General features: G+C 62.1%; 15 protein-coding genes. 2 read left to right on the top strand and 13 right to left on the bottom strand.

What is annotated here, in order from left to right; genetic code table 11:
• Window positions 1-900 (bottom strand): LysR substrate-binding domain-containing protein, encoded by a 900-nt coding sequence (locus tag AC0L2Z_RS06775; protein WP_023798923.1) that lies wholly within the window; start codon window positions 898-900, stop codon window positions 1-3.
• Window positions 901-1,104: 204 nt separating this feature from the next.
• Between AC0L2Z_RS06775 and AC0L2Z_RS06770 the strand changes: the two genes are divergently transcribed.
• Window positions 1,105-1,293, top strand: coding sequence for a hypothetical protein (locus AC0L2Z_RS06770; RefSeq protein ID WP_077383673.1), 189 nt, complete (start codon window positions 1,105-1,107; stop codon window positions 1,291-1,293).
• 158 nt (window positions 1,294-1,451) lie between these two features.
• Here the strand turns inward: AC0L2Z_RS06770 and AC0L2Z_RS06765 are convergent, their stop codons facing one another.
• Window positions 1,452-1,853, bottom strand: a complete 402-nt coding sequence (locus AC0L2Z_RS06765) for a hypothetical protein (protein WP_287180793.1) — start codon at window positions 1,851-1,853, stop codon at window positions 1,452-1,454.
• Between the two features lie 261 nt (window positions 1,854-2,114).
• On the opposite strand from AC0L2Z_RS06765, the gene AC0L2Z_RS06760 reads away from it, so the two are divergent.
• Window positions 2,115-3,053: a GlxA family transcriptional regulator gene (locus AC0L2Z_RS06760; protein WP_473627305.1), complete on the top strand. Its 939-nt coding sequence runs from the start codon at window positions 2,115-2,117 to the stop codon at window positions 3,051-3,053.
• A gap of 52 nt (window positions 3,054-3,105) precedes the next feature.
• On the opposite strand, the gene AC0L2Z_RS06755 is transcribed toward AC0L2Z_RS06760, so the two are convergent.
• From AC0L2Z_RS06755 to AC0L2Z_RS06705, 11 genes are all read right to left on the bottom strand, one after another.
• Entirely contained in the window at window positions 3,106-3,954 is an 849-nt protein-coding gene (locus AC0L2Z_RS06755; protein WP_473627250.1) for a DUF1194 domain-containing protein, read from the bottom strand.
• Window positions 3,955-4,192: 238 nt separating this feature from the next.
• Window positions 4,193-6,754, bottom strand: coding sequence for a GcvT family protein (locus tag AC0L2Z_RS06750; protein WP_473627248.1), 2,562 nt, complete (start codon window positions 6,752-6,754; stop codon window positions 4,193-4,195).
• 154 nt (window positions 6,755-6,908) lie between these two features.
• Window positions 6,909-7,589, bottom strand: a complete 681-nt coding sequence (locus AC0L2Z_RS06745; RefSeq protein ID WP_473627246.1) for an FkbM family methyltransferase — start codon at window positions 7,587-7,589, stop codon at window positions 6,909-6,911.
• A 76-nt stretch (window positions 7,590-7,665) separates the two neighbouring features.
• On the bottom strand, window positions 7,666-8,901 hold the full coding sequence (locus AC0L2Z_RS06740) for a hypothetical protein (RefSeq protein WP_128173855.1): 1,236 nt from the start codon (window positions 8,899-8,901) through the stop codon (window positions 7,666-7,668).
• Between the two features lie 21 nt (window positions 8,902-8,922).
• Window positions 8,923-10,395 carry an aspartate aminotransferase family protein gene (locus tag AC0L2Z_RS06735; RefSeq protein ID WP_128173856.1) on the bottom strand — a complete coding sequence of 491 codons (1,473 nt, stop codon included), beginning with the start codon at window positions 10,393-10,395 and terminating at the stop codon, window positions 8,923-8,925.
• A gap of 23 nt (window positions 10,396-10,418) precedes the next feature.
• Window positions 10,419-11,426: an NAD-dependent epimerase/dehydratase family protein gene (locus AC0L2Z_RS06730; RefSeq protein WP_128173857.1), complete on the bottom strand. Its 1,008-nt coding sequence runs from the start codon at window positions 11,424-11,426 to the stop codon at window positions 10,419-10,421.
• Window positions 11,423-11,869 carry an EamA family transporter gene (locus AC0L2Z_RS06725; protein ID WP_023798913.1) on the bottom strand — a complete coding sequence of 149 codons (447 nt, stop codon included), beginning with the start codon at window positions 11,867-11,869 and terminating at the stop codon, window positions 11,423-11,425. The genes AC0L2Z_RS06730 and AC0L2Z_RS06725 overlap by 4 nt, the downstream gene beginning before the upstream one ends.
• Before the next feature lie 120 nt (window positions 11,870-11,989).
• Window positions 11,990-13,342, bottom strand: coding sequence for an FAD-binding oxidoreductase (locus tag AC0L2Z_RS06720; protein WP_128173858.1), 1,353 nt, complete (start codon window positions 13,340-13,342; stop codon window positions 11,990-11,992).
• A 2-nt stretch (window positions 13,343-13,344) separates the two neighbouring features.
• A complete protein-coding gene (locus tag AC0L2Z_RS06715; RefSeq protein WP_128166920.1) occupies window positions 13,345-14,778 on the bottom strand; it encodes a UbiA family prenyltransferase in 1,434 nt (477 codons plus the stop codon).
• Window positions 14,779-15,039: 261 nt separating this feature from the next.
• Window positions 15,040-15,303 (bottom strand): hypothetical protein, encoded by a 264-nt coding sequence (locus AC0L2Z_RS06710; protein WP_023798910.1) that lies wholly within the window; start codon window positions 15,301-15,303, stop codon window positions 15,040-15,042.
• A 184-nt stretch (window positions 15,304-15,487) separates the two neighbouring features.
• Window positions 15,488-17,977: a mechanosensitive ion channel family protein gene (locus AC0L2Z_RS06705; protein WP_128166922.1), complete on the bottom strand. Its 2,490-nt coding sequence runs from the start codon at window positions 17,975-17,977 to the stop codon at window positions 15,488-15,490.
• Window positions 17,978-18,041: the final 64 nt, after the last annotated feature.

Here is an 18,041-nt window from a genome sequence, read left to right as displayed (position 1 = left end):
TCAAAACTTTCCGGTTTCTTTGAACACTTCGAAGGTCGCGCGGATGTGATCGGCAACGGCTTTCACTGGCGCGCTGGCGTCCGGCGCCACGACCATGGCCAGATTGTAGGTGCCGATATCGGGCATGCCGTCCTTCGGGCAAAGCTCGACCATGTCGCTGCCGAGGAACGATTTCGGCAGCGGCGCCACCGCGAGGTCGGACATGATTGCGGCGCGCTGGCCGGCGGTGTGCGCACTCATATAGGCGACGCGGTAGTTGCGGCCCTCACGCCCAAGCGCTTCGAGCGCCCCGGCCCGCCAGGCGCAGCCCTCTTCCCACAATGACACCGGCAGCGGTTCGCGCAGATGCGCGCAGCCGCCCTTGGCGCCGGCCCAGACGATCGGTTCGGTGAGCAGCACTTCGGCGCCGAGCGCGCTGGTCTTGTATGAATTGGTGAGAAGCGTGATGTCGAGCGCCCGGTCGTCCATGCGCCGACGCAGATTGACGCTCTGGTCGATGGTCACGTCGACGGCGATCGAAGGATGCGACTGTGCAAAACGCTTCAGCACGTGCGGCAGCACGCGCTCGCCATAGTCGTCGGGCGAGCCGAGCCGCACCACCCCGACAATGTCGGGGATGATGAACTTCGACACCACCTCGCGGTTGATCGACAACAGCCGGCGGGCGTAGCCGAGCAGCATCTCGCCATCCGTGGTCAGCGTCACCGAGCGCGCGTCGCGCGCAAACACCGAGCGGCCGAGAATGTCCTCCAGCTTCTTGATCTGCATGGAGACGGCCGACGGCGTGCGGAAGACGGCACTGGCAGCGGTGGTGAAACTGCCGGTCTCGGCGATCGCCACGAAGGTGCGCAAGACGTCGAGATCGAGCAGCGGCAACGGATGATTGAGTGGGGCGTTCATCGGGATCGACCTTCAATTTTTCTGATGCAAACTATCATTCCATTTCGTTTGATTGAACATCACTTTGGGAGGATAGTCAACTCCATCGAAGGCAGACGGCGATTACACTGATCTGCAATCGACACGAAATGAAGCTGAAACAAAACGGATGTAGCGCTTGTCCGCCAGCACCGGCACCCGGCCCAACCCTAAAGGAGAATTAAAATGTCCATCCTGTCATCCATCGGCCGCATCGCGACCGAATTCAGCGCGGCCCGCGCCCGCTACCAGACCGAACGCGCCATCCGCTCTCTGCCGATCGAACTGCAGAAGGATATCGGCTGGCCTGAAGCCGCCGACACCAAGACCGGCACTCGCCACGGCGTTGGATCCTGGGCTGGCGGAGCAAAATAGATCGTGTGTATCAAAAGCTGAAGGCCTGCCGCACAGACCATGTCCGGCAGGCCTTTTATTTGTTGATCAAATGTTCTTTTAGAGCCATGTCGCCGTTGCATGACGCATATGAATACGCCGCATAGCAGCGGGATTCCTGCCTAACCCGTTGTACATATTCACAAATCTTGGGCAGACTGCCCAAACTTATCGCATGCCATGTCGCTTTTCATGTCAAGTGCTTCGCTTTTGTGATTTAGTTTCCCTTCACGTAAGCCTATATCAGCGCCAGCCAACGAGCTGCCCCACTCCATCACGCGAAGGCGACCCGTCTGAGCAACCGAATGGAGATGATGATGAAGCTTTTTGCCCGCCTTTTTGCTCGCCGTGAAATGAGCCTGACGACCGCGCTCGAGCGCCAGCGCCTTGCCAACACCATGCCGGGCCAGACCGGCGCCGTGGCCGCCGCACGCCTCGGCTTCGTCGCCTGATCTGCCAAGCTCGCAAGCGGCGCTCGCTGCTGCTGCTTCGAAGTTGATCACAGCGCCGCTTCGGTTTGCCGAGGCGGCGTGCTTGGTCATGCCCCGACCACATGCGGCAAATGCTTAATCCGGCAGCATGTCGGGTCCGTCATCGCATAGCGATTGCCCATTTGCGACCCATGTCGCAAATAAAATCTTTCCGTTGCCGCCTAGCCGATTGACAGGAAAAGTTTTTCCTGATGTCGCTATGCTGATCGCGACATCCTGTTCGCGCCATTGCAGCGTGAGGGTTACCCTGTGAACGTCGTAAATCATCCGATCAGGCGATCGTTTGTATTCTTCCTGGTCCCCGATTTCACCATGATCGCCTTTGCAACGGCGCTCGATCCGTTGCGCTCGGCCAACCGGATGCTCGGCTACGAAGCCTACCGCTGGCGGCTCGCCAGCATCGACGGCAAGCCGGTGCGCGCCTCGAACGGCGTCGAATGCGCCGTCGACACCTCGCTGGAGGACGAACGCAAGAAGATGTCCGGCTCCGAACGGCCGAACATGGCGGTCGTTTGCAGCGGCATCAATGTCGAGCGCTACCAGAACAAATCGGCCTTCGCCTGGCTGCGCGAGGAATACAATCGCGGCGTCGCCATCGGCGGCCTGTGCACTGGCGCTCATATACTGGCCGCCGCGGGCCTGTTGTCCAACAAGCGCTGCGCCATTCATTGGGAGAACCTGCCGGGCTTTTCCGAAGCGTTCCCGAAGTCCAATGTCTTTGCCGACCTGTTCGAGATCGACCAGAACATCTACACCTGCGCCGGCGGCACCGCGGCGCTCGATATGATGCTGAAGCTGATCGGCGACGATTTCGACGACAATCTCGTTAACCGGGTCTGCGAGCAGGTCTTGACTGACCGCGTGCGCAGCCCGACCGATCGCCAGCGCCTGCCGCTGCGCGCACGCCTTGGCGTGCAGAACTCCAAGGTGCTGACCATCATCGAATTGATGGAAGCAAACCTGTCCGAGCCGCTGTCGTTGATCGAGATCGCCGACCATGTCGACCTGTCACGCCGGCAGATCGAGCGCCTGTTCCGCACCGAGATGGGACGATCCCCTGCCCGCTACTATCTGGAGATCCGCCTCGACCGGGCTCGGCACTTGCTGATCCAATCATCGCTGCCGGTGGTCGAAGTGGCGGTCGCTTGCGGCTTCGTCTCCGCCTCGCATTTCTCCAAATGCTACCGCGAGCTCTATGCGCGCTCGCCGCAGCAGGAGCGCGTCGATCGCAAGCAGTTGCTGGCCGCGTAGACAAGGCAAGGCAATATTTTCACGCGTACCTCTGGCGGATGGCGATTGAAGTCTAGCGGGTGTCGAACATCCAGCTTCGGTCGCGCCACATTTTCTCGCCGACCAGGCAGTCGGTGGCCGGCTTGCCCTGCGCCAGCACCACCGGCGGATGCGCCGCTTCTTCCGCCGCCCATTGCGGTGAGGCAGGCCCGGCAAGCTCAAGCACCAGCTTGCGGCGGATCGCTTCGGGAAACTGCGTCCACTCGTTGACCGGGATCATGAACGCGCCGGGCCCGCCGATGACGCAGTCTGTGTAATAGCGGTCGAGATAGTTGACGTCGTAGACGCTGGTGAAGCCGCCCCGGGTCATCAGCGGCAGGCCGTTGATGGTAATGCCTTGCCTGACCAGTTCGTCACGGATGATGTCGACGGGGGCACCTTGATTGTTGGGGCCATCGCCTGAAATGTCGATGACGCGCTTGACGCCCTGAAAGCCGCTCTCGGCGAAGAGATCGCTGCTGAATTGCAAGGCACCGGAAATCGAGGTGCGCCGCGCGCTGTTGGGCGCATGGGCGGAGAGTTGCTCGACGACCCGCTCGGCGTCGGCACGATTGGCGATCACCGTCCACGGCACGATGATGTGCTGCCAGGTCGTGCCGGCCCATTCGACATAGGTGACGGCAATCTTGCCGTAGGCGCCGTCGGCGATGGCCTGCAGTACCGTGTCATGCGTCAGTGCCGCGACATAGCCGCGACGCTGGATTTCGAGTTCGGCCGGCGACATCGACAGCGAAACGTCGACCGCCAGCACCAGTTCGACGTCAACGGGATCGGCAGCGCGGGATTCCGGCGCCTGGACGAACGTCAGCGCCAGCGCGGCGGCGCCTGAGAGGAGATGTCCTGCGCGAGGAAAAGCAGACATGCCGCAAGGTAAGCGAAAATCGTCGCGCCACAAAGCGAAAAGCCTAGCCCCGGGCTAATGCATGTCGTCCAAAAGCATGCCCTCGGGCTTGAACCAAGGATGCGCAGCGGGTTTGGGCAACGACTTGCATAAAAACGAGAACTTAAGGCGCGGCGCATGGCCCCACAAAACGTGACGCGCTTTAAGTCCTTGCATTCACATTTTTGCGAGTCCGCCCCTCACCTCTTTTGTGGGAGGCTCAGCTGCGTGGCTTGAGGTTGTCCGGGTCGTAGAGCGGCCTGTAGCCGACGGCGGCCACTTCGACCGGGTATGTCTCGCCGAAATATTCGACATCCAGCTTGCGGCCCTCCTGGCAATACGTCCACGGCAGATAGGCGAACGCAATGTTCTTGCCGATGGTCGGGCCGTAGGCGACCGAGGTCGTGAACGATCGGCGACCGAGTTCATCGACCAGCGTTTCACCCGTTTGCGGGTCCATCACCGGCAGCGTGCCGACGGGATAACGGGCAACGCCGTTGGAATCGACATTATCCGTCATGACAAGTGTGCAGAGCATGGCCGGCTGATGCACGCGGGCGCGATAGTCCAGATGCTTTGCCTTGCCACTGAAATCGGCCTCCTTGACCTTTGGGCGGGCAAGATCGGCCTCCAGCAGATTGTACTCGGTCAAAAGATCCGCATTCTGCAGGCGCAGGCTCTTCTCCATGCGGCGGCTGTTGGCATAGGTCTCGACGCCAAAAGCCATCACGCCGGTCGAACGCAAAGCATCCCATACGGCCAGGCCGTCTTCGTATCGCATGTGCAGTTCCCAGCCCTGCTCGCCGACATAGGAGATCCGGAAAGCGGTCACGTCCTTGCCGGCGATCCTGACAGGCTTGATCGCCGCAAAGGGGAAATTCTCCGGCGTCAGGCCGTCCGGGTCTTCCACGACCTTGCTCAATGTTGCCCGGGCGTTCGGACCCCAGATACCGACGGTCACGTATTTTTCGGTCACGTCGGTGATGGCGACATCGAATCCTTTGTCTTCTGCCGTCCGCCGCATGTAGTGGAAATCGCGCGGACCGGCATCTGCGCCGTCGATGACACGGCAGCGGTCGGCCATGCGGATGACGGTCAGGTCGGCGCGCACCATGCCCTCATCGTCGAGGAAATGGGTGTAGATGCCTTTGCCGATATTGCCGTCGCCGCCGATCCTGGCCGCGCACAGCCACTCCATCAGCGCGACATGATCAGGGCCTTCGACGTCGTACATTGCGAAATGCGACAGGTTGACGATGCCGCAATCCTCGCTCATGGCGAGATGCTCGGCATTGGAGACGCGCCAGAAATGGCGGTTGTCCCACTCGTTTTCGCGCACCGGCACGCGGTTGCCATATTTCTCGAGCAGGTGCTCGTTGGCGGCATAGCCATGGGCGCGTTCCCAGCCGCCGAGTTCCATGAAATAGCCGCCGAGTTCCTTCTCGCGCTCCCAGAAGGGCGAGCGGCGCACGTCGCGAGCCTTGGAGAAGGGCTCGCGCGGATGGACGGCCGGATTGTAGACCTTCATCGCCGTTTCGGTGCAGCGGTCCCAGATGAACTGCTCTTGCGTCTGGTGCGGATAGAAGCGCGAATAGTCGATGGCGTGGTGGTCGATCGACGTCCGGCCGTCCGTCATCCAGTCGGCGATGAGCTTGCCCATGCCGGGGCCGTCCTTGACCCAGATCGCGACGGCATACCAAAGGCCCCGCACCTTCTGGCTCTCGCCCATGGAGGGGCCGCCGTCTGCCGTCACCTGCAGAAGCCCGTTGAAGGAATGGCTCTCATTGTAGCCCAGTTCGCCCAGGATCGGCGTCAGTTCCATGGCGCGCTCGAGCGGCGCCAGGATCTGTTCCATGTCGAGGTCGCGCTGCGAGGGCGATAGACGGGCCTGGTCCTTCTCCAGAAGGTCGCGCGGATGGCAAAGGCGCGGATTGGTCTCTTCGTAATAGCCCCACTCGATCTGCCCGCCTTCGGCGGTCTTGGGATCGCCGGTGTCGCGCATGTAAGCCGAGTTGCCCTGGTCGCGCAGCAGCGGCCAGCCGATCTCCTTGCCGGTGCCGGCGAACTCGGTATAGGGCCCGAAGAAGGTGAGCGGATGGTCGATCGGCATGACCGGCAGGTCCTCACCCACCATTTCCGCGATCAGCCTGCCCCAGATACCGGCGCAAACGATCACGTAGTCGGCTTCGATGGTGCCGCGATCGGTCACCACGCCCTTGATGCGACCGTTCTCCACGACGAGCGACCTGGCCGGCGTGCTGGCGAAGGATTTGAGTTTTCCGGAGGCTTCCGCCTGGTCGACCAGCTTGCCGGCGACCGTTTGCGAGCGCGGGATGACAAGACCGGCATCGGGATCCCACAGGCCGCCCTGCACCATCTCTTCTTCGATCAGCGGGAATTTCTGCTTGATCTCGGCCGGCTCGATCAGGCGGGCACGCGTGCCGAAAGCCTTTGCCGAGGCGATCTTGCGCTTGATCTCCGCCATGCGGGCGTCATCGCCGACCCGGGCAACCTCAAGGCCGCCGATGCGGGCGTAATGACCCATCTTTTCGTAAACATCGATGGAATAGAGCGTCGTCCAGCAGGACAGGAAATCATGGCTGGTGGTGTAGCAGAAGTCGGAAGCATGCGCTGTCGAGCCGATATCGGTCGGGATCCCCGACTTGTCGATGCCGACGATGTCGTCCCATCCGCGCTCGATCAGGTGATGGGCGACCGACGCGCCGACGATACCGCCCAGCCCGACGATGACGACCTTCGCCTTTTCCGGAAATCCTGCCATTGCCCGCGACTCCAAAGTGGTAAAGCGGGCACCGGCGCCCGTTGATCGGCGCACAATATGCAGGCGCCAGCCGCCGTGCTACCGCCTGTTTGCGACACGCTGCAGATGCGACGCGACCCGAAAGATCAGCTGCTTTCGGGCCCGGGGCTACCCCTCAGGCGAAGGCCCAGATGTCCTCGGCCTGGAAGCCGACCTGGTAGCCGGCGGTCTTCAACTTGACCACGACCTGGCCGAACTCGGCCGCCGGCAACGCACCAACCTCGACCTTGATCATGCCGGGACGGTAGCGCTCGAGGTCGAGCTGCTCGAAGACGATCCAGTCGGCGCCTTCGCAATCGACAAGGAAGGCGTCGATATGGGTGATGCCGTTGCGGTCGAGCAGCGTCTGCAATGTCTCCGACGGCACTTCGATATCCCTGAGGTGCGGCGCGAATTTATTGAAGTTGGCATCGGCCTGGCCCCAGGCATTCTTGCCCGACATCAGATTGGTGTCGGTCACCGACGAGCAGCCGATGAACTCGATCGGCAGCGTGCCAGCCTCGAGTGCGGCGGCATCGAAGGTGTGGACCGTGATCGTTCCCTTGCTCTTCGTCACCGCGACCGGCTCGGTGATGAAGCGGCCCGTATCGGTATAGTTGGCGCGCAACCGCTTCTGGTTGTGCGGGATCGGCTCGACCAGTATGGCGCGAGCGTGCGGGATGCGGTGCAGCCACGGCGTCACATCGTCGAACAACACGCCATCGCAGGCGCCGACATTGACCATCTGGAACCGCCTTTTTGCCCCACTGAGGCGCGCCTTCAGCGCGGCCTTCGCCAGGAACTTCGTACCGCGCATCGACGGCCCGCGATCGAGGATGCCAGCGGGGGGAGGCCGAGCGACAGCGCGATGCGCGCCAGGCTGGAAACGGAACTCATGACTTGTCTCCAGGAATGACGTGCAATGGCGCGGCGCCGCGCCCTTTGGTGCTCGCTGATGCCCACAACGCCATGAATGGCCCGGCGAGCAGCAGGAATGGCGGGATCAGATTGGGAAAATAGATGCGGGTGTCGTGGATCGGGAAGACCGTGAATTTGGCCAATACGCCGAGCACCAATGCCGCAAACAGAATGCCGGCGCGGCGGTCGAGCTTGAAGCCGGCACGGCTTGAGGCATACCACCCCGCCAGCGCCATCACCGAGACGCCGACCCAGTTGTTCAGGCTGACGGCACGGATCAGGGAGGCGGCAAAAGCCCGGAGGTAGGCGACAGCCGAGAACGGCGGATCGAAGCCGGCCATATTGTAGTGCTGCTCGATCGAGGAGAACCACAGATGCGGCCACCAGCCGGGATGCTGCGCCCAGTGCGAGATGGCGAAATAGGCGACGAGCGAGGCGGCAAAGCCGGCCAGCGCGCCCCACGCCTTCTGCCGGAAGACCAACAGCAGCACGGCAAAAATAGCAAGGAAAACAATATTGTCGGGCCGAGCCATGAAAGCGAGGAAGAGCAGGATCGCGGTGGCCACTTCACGACCGCGCCTATAGGCAAAGAGCCCGCCGAGGAACAGCGCTGAGCACAGCAGGTCAGGCGTCAACGCCCGCGCCGCGTCGCCGAAATCGGCCATCATCAGCACCGCGCCGAGAACCGGCGCCAGCGCCAGCGCGCCCTCTGAGCGCAGCCAGAGCAGCGCGATCGCGCCGAACAGCAGCACCGAGAACACCTGCAGCAGCCGCATTGCCGCGACCGGCGACATCGCCGAGCTCATCGTCGACAGGATCTCGGCGTAAAGGAACTTGATCCGGTACATGCCGAGCAGCGAATGGAAATCGGCGGCATTCCCGGCCATATGACTGCGGAAGCCGCCGCCATCATCGGTCAGCGCCTTGTAGTCGCTCGCCGACAGGCCGTCCCTGACCGTGCCATAGGCATAATCGTGCAGCGCCTGCACATCGCGATAGGTGCCCTCCTCGGCGATCGCAAGGTAGGGCAGCATGTCCCAATTGGCGTCAGGCATGAACCATGCCGTCGCCGCGGTCAGCAGGATGTAGAGCGCGAAGGCAGCCGCCCCGATCGGTGCGGCAAGACGCGCATAGGTGCCCTCGCCCCATGCCAGACTGGCCTTGGTCAGCCGGTCGAGCAGGTTTGTCGGAGCCGGAGACTTGCTCAGCATGGTCTCGCTCGGCGCACCTGGCTAACGAACCTGGCTTTTGACGAAATCCTTCACGATCGACACGATGCCGCGCGACAACAGGCTGTCGAGCGCCTCGACGAAGCGGTCGACATGTTCGCGCTGGCAGATCAGCGGCGGTTCGAGACGGATGACGTTGCGGTTGTATTCGGTGAAGGCGACGAGCACGTCGTAGTCACCCAGCAGCAAAGCACCAACAAAACCGGACAAGGATCCCTTCAGCTTGTCGTCAAGCACGCTGACCACAGGCCGCAGCACCATCGGCAAGGTCTGCGAAAAGTCGTGGAATTCCAGCCCGACCATAAGGCCTTTGCCGCGGACCTCCTTGATGATCTTCGGGTATTTTTCCCGCAACGTCTGCAGGCGTTGCAGCAGATAGTCGCCGGTGACCGCGGCGTTGTCGATCAGCCCCTCGTCGTAAAGCACGTTGAGCGCCTCGATCGAGGTGACGCAGGCCTCGCCCATGCCGCCGAAGGTGGCCATGGCGTGGATCATCGCAGTCTTCGGCGTGCCGTAGGCCTTCAAATAGACCTCGCGCCTGGCGATCATCGCGCCGACCGCCGCCTTGCCGCCACCGAGCGACTTTGCCAGCGCCGTGACGTCCGGAACGACGCCGTAGTGCTCGAAGGCATAGAAGCGGCCGGAGCGGCCATAGCCGCACTGCACCTCGTCGGCGACCCACAGAACACCGTATTGGTCGCATAGCGCACGCAGCTTCTGCCAGTATTCGGCAGGCGCCTGGATGATGCCGCCGCCGCCCTGGATGGTTTCGAGCACGATGACGCCGACCTCGGGATCGGAGCGGAACGTGCGCTCGACCGCTTCGACGTCGCCGAACGGAATGCGCATGACATTGTCGGCCATCTTGAAGTCGGCGCGATAGAGCGAGCCGTCGGTGATCGCCAGCACGCCCTTGGTCTTGCCGTGGAAGGAATTCTCGGCATAGACGATTTTCGGCCGCTTCGGGCCGGCGGCGCGCTCGGCGAGCTTCACCGCCGCCTCCATGGCTTCGGAGCCGGAAGAGCCCAGAAACACCATGTCGAGGTCGCCGGGCGAGCATTTGGCGAGATTGTGCGCCAGCGCCGCAGCATATTGCGACATGAAGGCGATGGCGATCTCCTGCCGCTTCTCCTCCTGGAACTTTTTGCGCGCCTCGAGAAGGCGCGGATGATTGTGGCCGAAGGCCAGCGAGCCGAAGCCGCCAAAGAAATCGAGGATCTTGCGGCCGTTCTGATCGATGTAGAACATGCCTTCGGCGCGCTCGATCTTGATCTTGTGGAAGCCGAGCAGTTTCATGAAATGCAGCTGGCCGGGGTTGAGATGCGCCTTGAACAGGTCGGTCATGCGCGCGACGTCCATCGCCTTGGCCTGCTCGACGCTGATCAGATCGGGCTTGGCGGTGGTGGCGGGCGAAAGCGCCGGCGCGCTGACCGTGGCGCGCGCAGTCGTGTGGTCTGGCTTGGTCATCACGGTCATCTCAAGAGTCTCCTGCTGGCCCTTCACTCGGCGGGCACATGTTTGGCGGCGACGGCATGGCCGTCTTTCTTGGCGCGATATTCGCTGTAGGCGGCGATCAGCATGTCCTCGTCGCGATATTGCGGCACCCAGCCGAGCTGGCGTTCGGCCTTGGACACGTCGAGCACGCAGTCCTCATCGGCGATCAGATACTGCTCCGGATCCATGATCGGCATGTTCAAGAGGTCGAGCAGGTCGAGCGTTCGCTTGACTGCCCAGCCCGGGGTCGGGATCAGGATCGATTTCGAGCCGGCATGCCTGATCAGGTCGCCGAGCAATTTCCGGACCGGCGGCGGGTTGAGCGAGCCGAGATTATAAGCCTCATCAGGCACGCCGGCCTTCCACGCAGCGCGCGCCGCCTCGGCGCAGTCGAACACCGAGATGAACTGATACGGGTTCTTGCCCGAGCCGATCGTCGGCACCGGAAGGTTCCAGTCGATCAGCTTGAACAGCTTTTCGAGGATGCCAAGGCGGCCGGGACCGATGATCAGGCGCGGCCGAAACAGCGAGATCGACATGCCGCGCTTGCGCCATTCGACGGCCAGTTCCTCGGTCTTCTGCTTCGACCAGCCATATTCGCCGAGCGGCGCGACCGGGTGCTCCTCGGTCATCGGCTGCGTGACCGTGTGGCCGTAGATCATGTCGGTCGTGTAATGGACGAGCTTGGGCGCGCCGGCTCTGTCCATCGCCTGCATGATGTGCTCGGTGCCGTGGAAATTCACCGGGAAGAAGAATTCGTGGCGCCTGGCGCGCACCTGGATCGGCGACAGCATTTTCGCCGACAGATTATAGACCATGTCGTCGGCCTTCAGCCCGACCGAATCGACCGAGGCCGGATCGGTGACGTCGCACCTGACATATCGGGCGGAGCGGTAATGCGGCAGGTCGCTTTTAGCGATATCGGCGACGACCACCTCCTCGCCGTCGGCCAGAAGTTTTGGGGCAAGGTGGCGGCCGACGAAACCGTCGCCGCCGAAGATCACATGTCTCATCGAACGATCCCACTGTGAATCTTGTCGGACGAAAGGGAGGCGGTTTCCTCGTCATGCCCGCGACCACCCAAATCCCGGCCACTTTGGGCGATCAGCACCGTGCCGACGCAGATGAAAGCGATGCCGGCGATACGCCAGCCATTGAGGTCTTCGCGGAAAATGAAATAGGCGAAGATCGCAACGGCGACATAGGCGAGACTGAGGAACGGATAGGCGAAGCTGAGCTCTACTTTGGACAGCACATAGAGGTGCGACGCCATCGAGATGACGAAGGTGCACAGGCCGAGGAAAATCCATGGGCTGAAGACGATCTGCAACAGCTTCAGCAACGGATTGGCGCCTTCGAAGGAAATCGAACCGAGTGACATCATGCCCTGCTTCAGCATGAGTTGCGCGGCGGCATTGGTCATGACCGTGAACAGAATGAAGACGATGTATTTCATGTTTTTTCCATCAACCCTCCCCCGTCCTATTGAAAACCTCCAAATATTTCGTGAAGCACAAAAAGTCTTGAGGAAAGCTTGAGTTATCGACGCATTAACCACGACCTATTCGAATGTTATCTATTCCGCGGCTTCGGCGGTTCCGTGTCGCGCCTCGAGCTTTTTCGCCGTTCGCGCCCAGAAACTCGACATGAAGGCGGGATCGCGGATCGCTTCGAGGCGTTGCCATTCCGGAAAGGAGGCTGCGAAAACGTCGTCGCCCATGCGGGCGTCCTTGTAGGGATTGATCGCGCCACCGGCCTCGACTGTGATTTGGTCGAGTTCCTTCAGCAGCGCCAGCGTCGCCCGGCCACGGTTGGGGAAATCCAGCGTCAGCGTGAAACCCGGCCGCGGGAACGACAGCAGTGCCGGCGAGCGGACCCCGCCGAAGCGCTTCAGGACTGTGAGGAACGAGCCCTGCCTGGCCCGTTTTGCCGCCGCAAGCAACGTCGGCACCACTCGGCGCGCGACGTCTTGCGGCATCACGCTCTGGTGCTGGAAAAGCCCGTTCGGCCCATAGAGCCGGTTCCAGTTGCCGACGCCGTCGAGCGGAAAGAAGAAACCCTGGTACCCGACCTGGCGCGGCGCCGTCGACCGGCCTTTCTTCCACCGGTAGGCGGCATTGAACGCAGTCAGGAACGGCCGGTTGAGCACGTTGAACGGCGGCTGGAACGGCACCGAAAGATTTTCACCGGCCCGCAAGGCCACATGGGAGCCATGCTCGGCGTGATTGCCGGTGAACAGCAGCCCGCGCCCGCAACTTTGGCCGCCGGCAAGCTGGTCGATCCAGGCGACGACGTATTCGTTGGCCTGATCGGCCGCTTCTGCAAGCTCGAAGAACTCGCCGAGATCACGGAACGGCGTCACCTTCTCGATGATGTCGAGCGATGGCACCCTCATCAGCCGGATCGATGCGGACAGTATCAGGCCAGTCAGCCCCATGCCGCCGATCGTCGCCGCGAACTGGCGTTTATTCTCGGTGGCCGAGCAATAATGGGCCTGTGCGTCTGATCTGAGCAGCGTCAAGGATTCGACGTGGCAGCCGAAGGTGCCGCGCCGGTGATGATTCTTGCCGTGAACGTCGTTGGCGATGGCGCCGCCGAGCGTGACGAACTGCGTACCCGGAACGACGGCGGGAAAGAAGCCGTATGGCGCTGCATGGGCGATGATGTCGGACAGAAGCACGCCGGCCTCGGCCTCGATCACGCCGGTCTCGGCATTGAAGGCGCGGATCCTGTTCAGCGGCCGCATATCGACGATCGTGCCGGCTCCATTCTGGCAGGAATCGCCATAGGAGCGGCCGTTGCCGTAGGCGAGCAAAGCGTTTCTTGTCGCCTTGCCGCTCTTCAGCAGCACAACAGCGTCGTCCGCCGGGATCACATCGAGTGCCGGTGGCGTGGCAAGACCGAAGCTCTGGAACCGCTCCTGCCCCACGTCTACCAGCCTCCGACGACCAGAAACACAGCGCCGATGAGCACGACGATCTGGCTGCGCCAGTCGCGGATGATGAAGACGACCGGATCGTCATGCATCTGGTCGCGGCGGGCGAGAATCCAGACGCGCATGGTCAGGTAAAGCACGATCGGCGCCAGCGGCCAGACCAGCCAAGGATGCGGATAAAGTTCGCGCACCGCAGCGCTGTCCATATAGAGCGCCAGCACCAGCGCCGAGGAAAAGGCCGACGCCATGCCCGCCTGGGCGACGATCTCCTGGTCTTCGGTGCGGTAGCCGCGGCCGGCAATGCGCTCGCCGGCCGGAATGGCGGTCGTGCGCAGCTCGACAAACCGCTTCACCAGCGCCAGCGACAGGAAAAAGAAGATCGAGAAGGCCAGCAGCCAGAACGAGACGTCGACCCCGGTCGCCGCGGCGCCAGCCAGAACGCGGATGGTGTAGAGACTGGCCAATGTCAGCACGTCGATCAGAAGCATGCGCTTGAACGACAGCGAATAGCCGGTGGTGATGACCATGTAGCCGCAGAGCACGCCGAGGAATTCGATCGGCAGCAGAAGCCCTGCGCCAACGCCTATTGCGAGCAGCACCATCATTGAACCGAGGCCGAACGGGATCGACAGCGCGCCGCTGGCGAATGGCCGGTTGCGCTTGGTCAGGTGTTTGCGGTCGAGCGCGAGATCGAAGAAATCATTGAGGATGTAGATGGCGGAAGCGACCGCGCTGAACGAGACGAATGCCAGCAGGCATTCCCAGATCATGTCGGCGTTGAAGTATTCGTGCGACAGCACCATCGGCACTGCGATCAGCGAGTTTTTCAGCCACTGATGAACGCGCAGCATCTTGACGATGGTTCTGAATGTCGGCTTCGGCGCCGGCATGATTTCAGCACTGTGCGCGGCCTGCCAGCGCGCGGCATGACGGTCGGGCGCGACGACGATTGCCGTGCGCGCGGCGTCGAATACCTTAAGGTCGTGCCGACTGTTGCCGGCATAGTCGAAGCCGCCATCGCCATAGGCGGCGACAAGCGAGGCGCGCTTTCTGCCTGACGTCATGTTGTGGGGGCCGTCAGTCGCCAGGACGCGATCGAATATCCTGAGATGTGCGGCGATCGCCTCGGCGAATTTACGCGGCGTCCCGGTCGCCAGCACGATCTTGCGGCCTTCGCCATGTTCGGTGCGAAGGCGCTGAAGCAGCGCCTCGCGGTAGGGCAGCGACGCAGGATCGATGTCGATGCGTTGAGCGATGGCCTGCTTCAACCGCGCCGGCCCGCCGGCGAGCCAGAACGGCACCAGGAAAACATAGAGCGGGTTCTTCTTGAGAAGGATGAACAGACCTTCCCACAACAGGTCCGTCGCGATCAGCGTGCCGTCGAGATCGACAGCAAGCGGGATTGCGTTCCTGTCCGACCGCACATCCATTCTTCGTTGCCCTGCCTAAAAGCGCATGATCCCCGAAAGTCGACCTTTCGGAAAGGATCAGGCGCCGATCCAAAACCCCATGCTTCGGCGTCTTCGGCCCGATATAGCGGGCAACAGCGCAGCGATCGTTAAAGCGTCCGGCCCGGCCTGGCTTGCGTGACGGTATTTTCCCTTTCATCGTTAAGTTTCGATAACCCGAAACGATCAAAGGCCGGGCATTTGCCCGGCCTTCTAAAAACTAGTCAACGTTTTTTGACGCGGTTACTTGATGCGGGCGACGCCGCCAGAGATTTCGATTGTTTCCGAACCGGTCAGCGCTTCGAGGTCGCCATTCGGCATGGTAACGAAACAGCCGGTCGGGCAGAATTCAGCGGTTTCGCCGGCGGCCAGCGCCAGCTCCGTCTTGCCACCGCCTTCGGTCACGACGAGTGTGCGGGTCTCGGCGTCCTTGTTGGTGGCGCTGGCGGCAAAGGCTGAACCGCCCACGGCAAGAAAAGCGATGGCGGCGACGAGCGACTTCCACATTTGCAGTATCGGTGTTGCCACCGCCTCTGTTGCATTTCGCAAGGCATTCCCGCCCTTTGCATGTGAGCTTATATGAGATGCCAGCTGAACGGCAACTGAATGCCGCATTCATGCCGCAATTGCTTTGGCTGCGTCGGAAGCGCAGGTATCAGCCGTTCGCAGGCCGGCTGAATATCAATAAACCCTAATCGGGATCCGGCTTGCGGGTCTTGCGCCCGGATCTGGCCAGACGTTTCGTCTCGGCCACGGCTTCCGCCTTTGCTTGCTCCTGTTCGGCAAAATCGACTTCGATCTTGTCGTCATCGATCGGCCACGCCTCATGCTTCTTGGTCTCGACGACGGCGCGCGGCGCCGACGGAATTTCGATATGCTGATCGGCGAACTCGTCGAGGACGGCAAACCGAATGTCGTTCTGCACGATGTTGCCGTTCATCACGTCGGCCAGGAACACACGGATTTCGAATTCGAGAGCGGCCGCCCCGAAATTGGTGAACAGCACGAAGGGTTCCGGATTTTTCAGCACCAGCGGATGGCCGCGCGCAATCTCCAACAGCACAGCATGGGCCTGCTTGACGTCGCTGCCGTAGGCGACGCCGACCTTGATGTCGATGCGACCGAGCTTGTTGCGGTGCGTCCAGTTGCCGACCGCATTGTTGATCAGGTTTGAATTGGGCAGGATCACCGACTGCCGCTGGAACGTCTCGATCTCGGTAGCGCGCACGCTGATCTTCTTGACCGTGCCGCTGATCTCACCGGCGACGATCCAGTCGCCGACCTTGAACGGCCGCTCGGCCAAGAGGATCAGGCCGGAGACGAAGTTGGAGACGACATTCTGCAGGCCAAAGCCGATACCGAGCGACAGGGCGCCGGCGACAAGCGCCAGGTTGGAGAGATCGATGCCCGCCGCCGAGACGCCGACGAGGGCTGCGAGCGCGACGCCGGCATAGCCGACCGCCAGCCGGATCGAGTTGCGCACGCCGGTATCGACCTTGCCGCGCGCCATCACCGAGCCGTCGAGCCAGCCCTGGAACCAGCGCGTCAGGAAATAGCCGATGATGAAGACGACGATGCCGGTGAGGATGCCGGTCACCGAGATCGTCACGGAGCCGACGGTGAGGCCCGTCGCCAGCTTGTACGCCCAGGCCTCGATGTCGCCGGGCTGGAAGCCCCACATCAACAGGATCATCGGCAGGAACACCAGCACGATCATCAGGTTGATGGCGACGCTGACGACCAGGCCGAGCTGGTCGAGCGCGGACTCCTCATAACTGGAATTGGTCGATAGCCAGCGCCCGATCGACGTGTTGGCAAAGCCACCTTCCTCGCTGATCGCCCGCGCTGACAGGAAGCCGATATAGGCGGTCACCAGAATGGTACCGGTGACCACGACCTGCAGCGAGACGAAGATGGCAAGGCCGATATAGCCGAGCAGCGCCGTGGCAATGGTGAAAAGGCCTAGCGCGACAGCGGTGTAGCGCAGCCACGCCGGCCAGGGGCGCCAGCTTCCGTCGGTGGCCTTGAACGGCTTCAGCAGCGCCATCAGGATCAGGATGATGCCGACGATGACGGTGGCGACAAAACTTCTGGCGATGGTCAGCGACAGCGGCGAGCCCATCGTGTCGTTGACCACCGACAGGAAATAGTTGACGCCGATCACTACCGCCATGGCGGTCGTCAGCCGCACCAGCCAGCGTGCCGGGCCTGATTCAACGGGGATGAGCCGCCAGTTCGGCAGCCGCGGCTCCAGCGTCGCATTGGCCAGTCGGTTGACGCAGAACACCACCGCGATGACCCCGACCAGCGCCTTCAGGAACACGCCAATGTCGCCGCGCAACACATTGTAATAGTTGAAAAAGAACACGGTCGAGACCAGGAAGACGCCGACCGCCAGCGTCGGCAGCAATGTCGACCAGAACGCCACCGACAACCGGCTGAGATAGGACGGATCTTCGACCGACGGGTCCGCTTCGAAGATACGCCCGAACAAACGCCGCCCACCGACAAAAAGCACCGCCGCCAGGGAAAGCGCCGTCAAGGTCGCGGCCAGCACGGCCTGGAACTTGAACTTGAAGACAAAGGCCAGCCACGACGACACTGCCTTGTTGAAGCCGGTAAATTCACCATTGGCATCGGAAATGACTTCAGGGCTCAACGCGTCGGACAGCACGTAGCGCTTGGTGAGCAGATTGCGAAACAGCTCGCTGCGCATATTGGCGATCTTGGCGATGAGGCCGCTGATTCGGATCGACAGGTTTTGCGCCGCGGCGATGACAGCATTGATCTCGGCCTTTTCGGACGCCAGCGCCTGGCGTTCGCTGGTCACGATGTCGGGTTCGGGTGGCTGGCCCGCGGCCGGCGGCGCCGCGAGCTGATCGAGCCTTGCGTTGATCTCCGAAAGGCGCGGGCGGAAGACAAGCGCGCTGTCCAGCGCACCTCGCGACATTTCCTCGAGCTGCAGGCGGATGTCGACAAGGCTGGCGTCGTCGTCACCGTCCTCCTGGATTTTCTTTTCGAGATTGTCGGTCCTCGTCGTCAGGTCCTGCAGGATTTTCTGCTGGTCGGCGACCACTCCAGAGGCAGCCTGCTCAAGCCCCTGCGCCGCCGCATCAAGCGACAGCGGCGCCGAGGCGACGATCGCCAGGACCAGAACGAAGCGGAGCAGTCGGAAAAGCATGATCGTTTGGCGACTCACAGGCGGTAAGGCGTTCTAAAGCTCGCCCTTGATAAAGACGCTGATA

The organism is Mesorhizobium sp. WSM4850, assembly GCF_055811735.1.
Note: the sequence above shows the minus strand (reverse complement) of the source record. Positions and strands in the feature narration are given on the sequence as shown.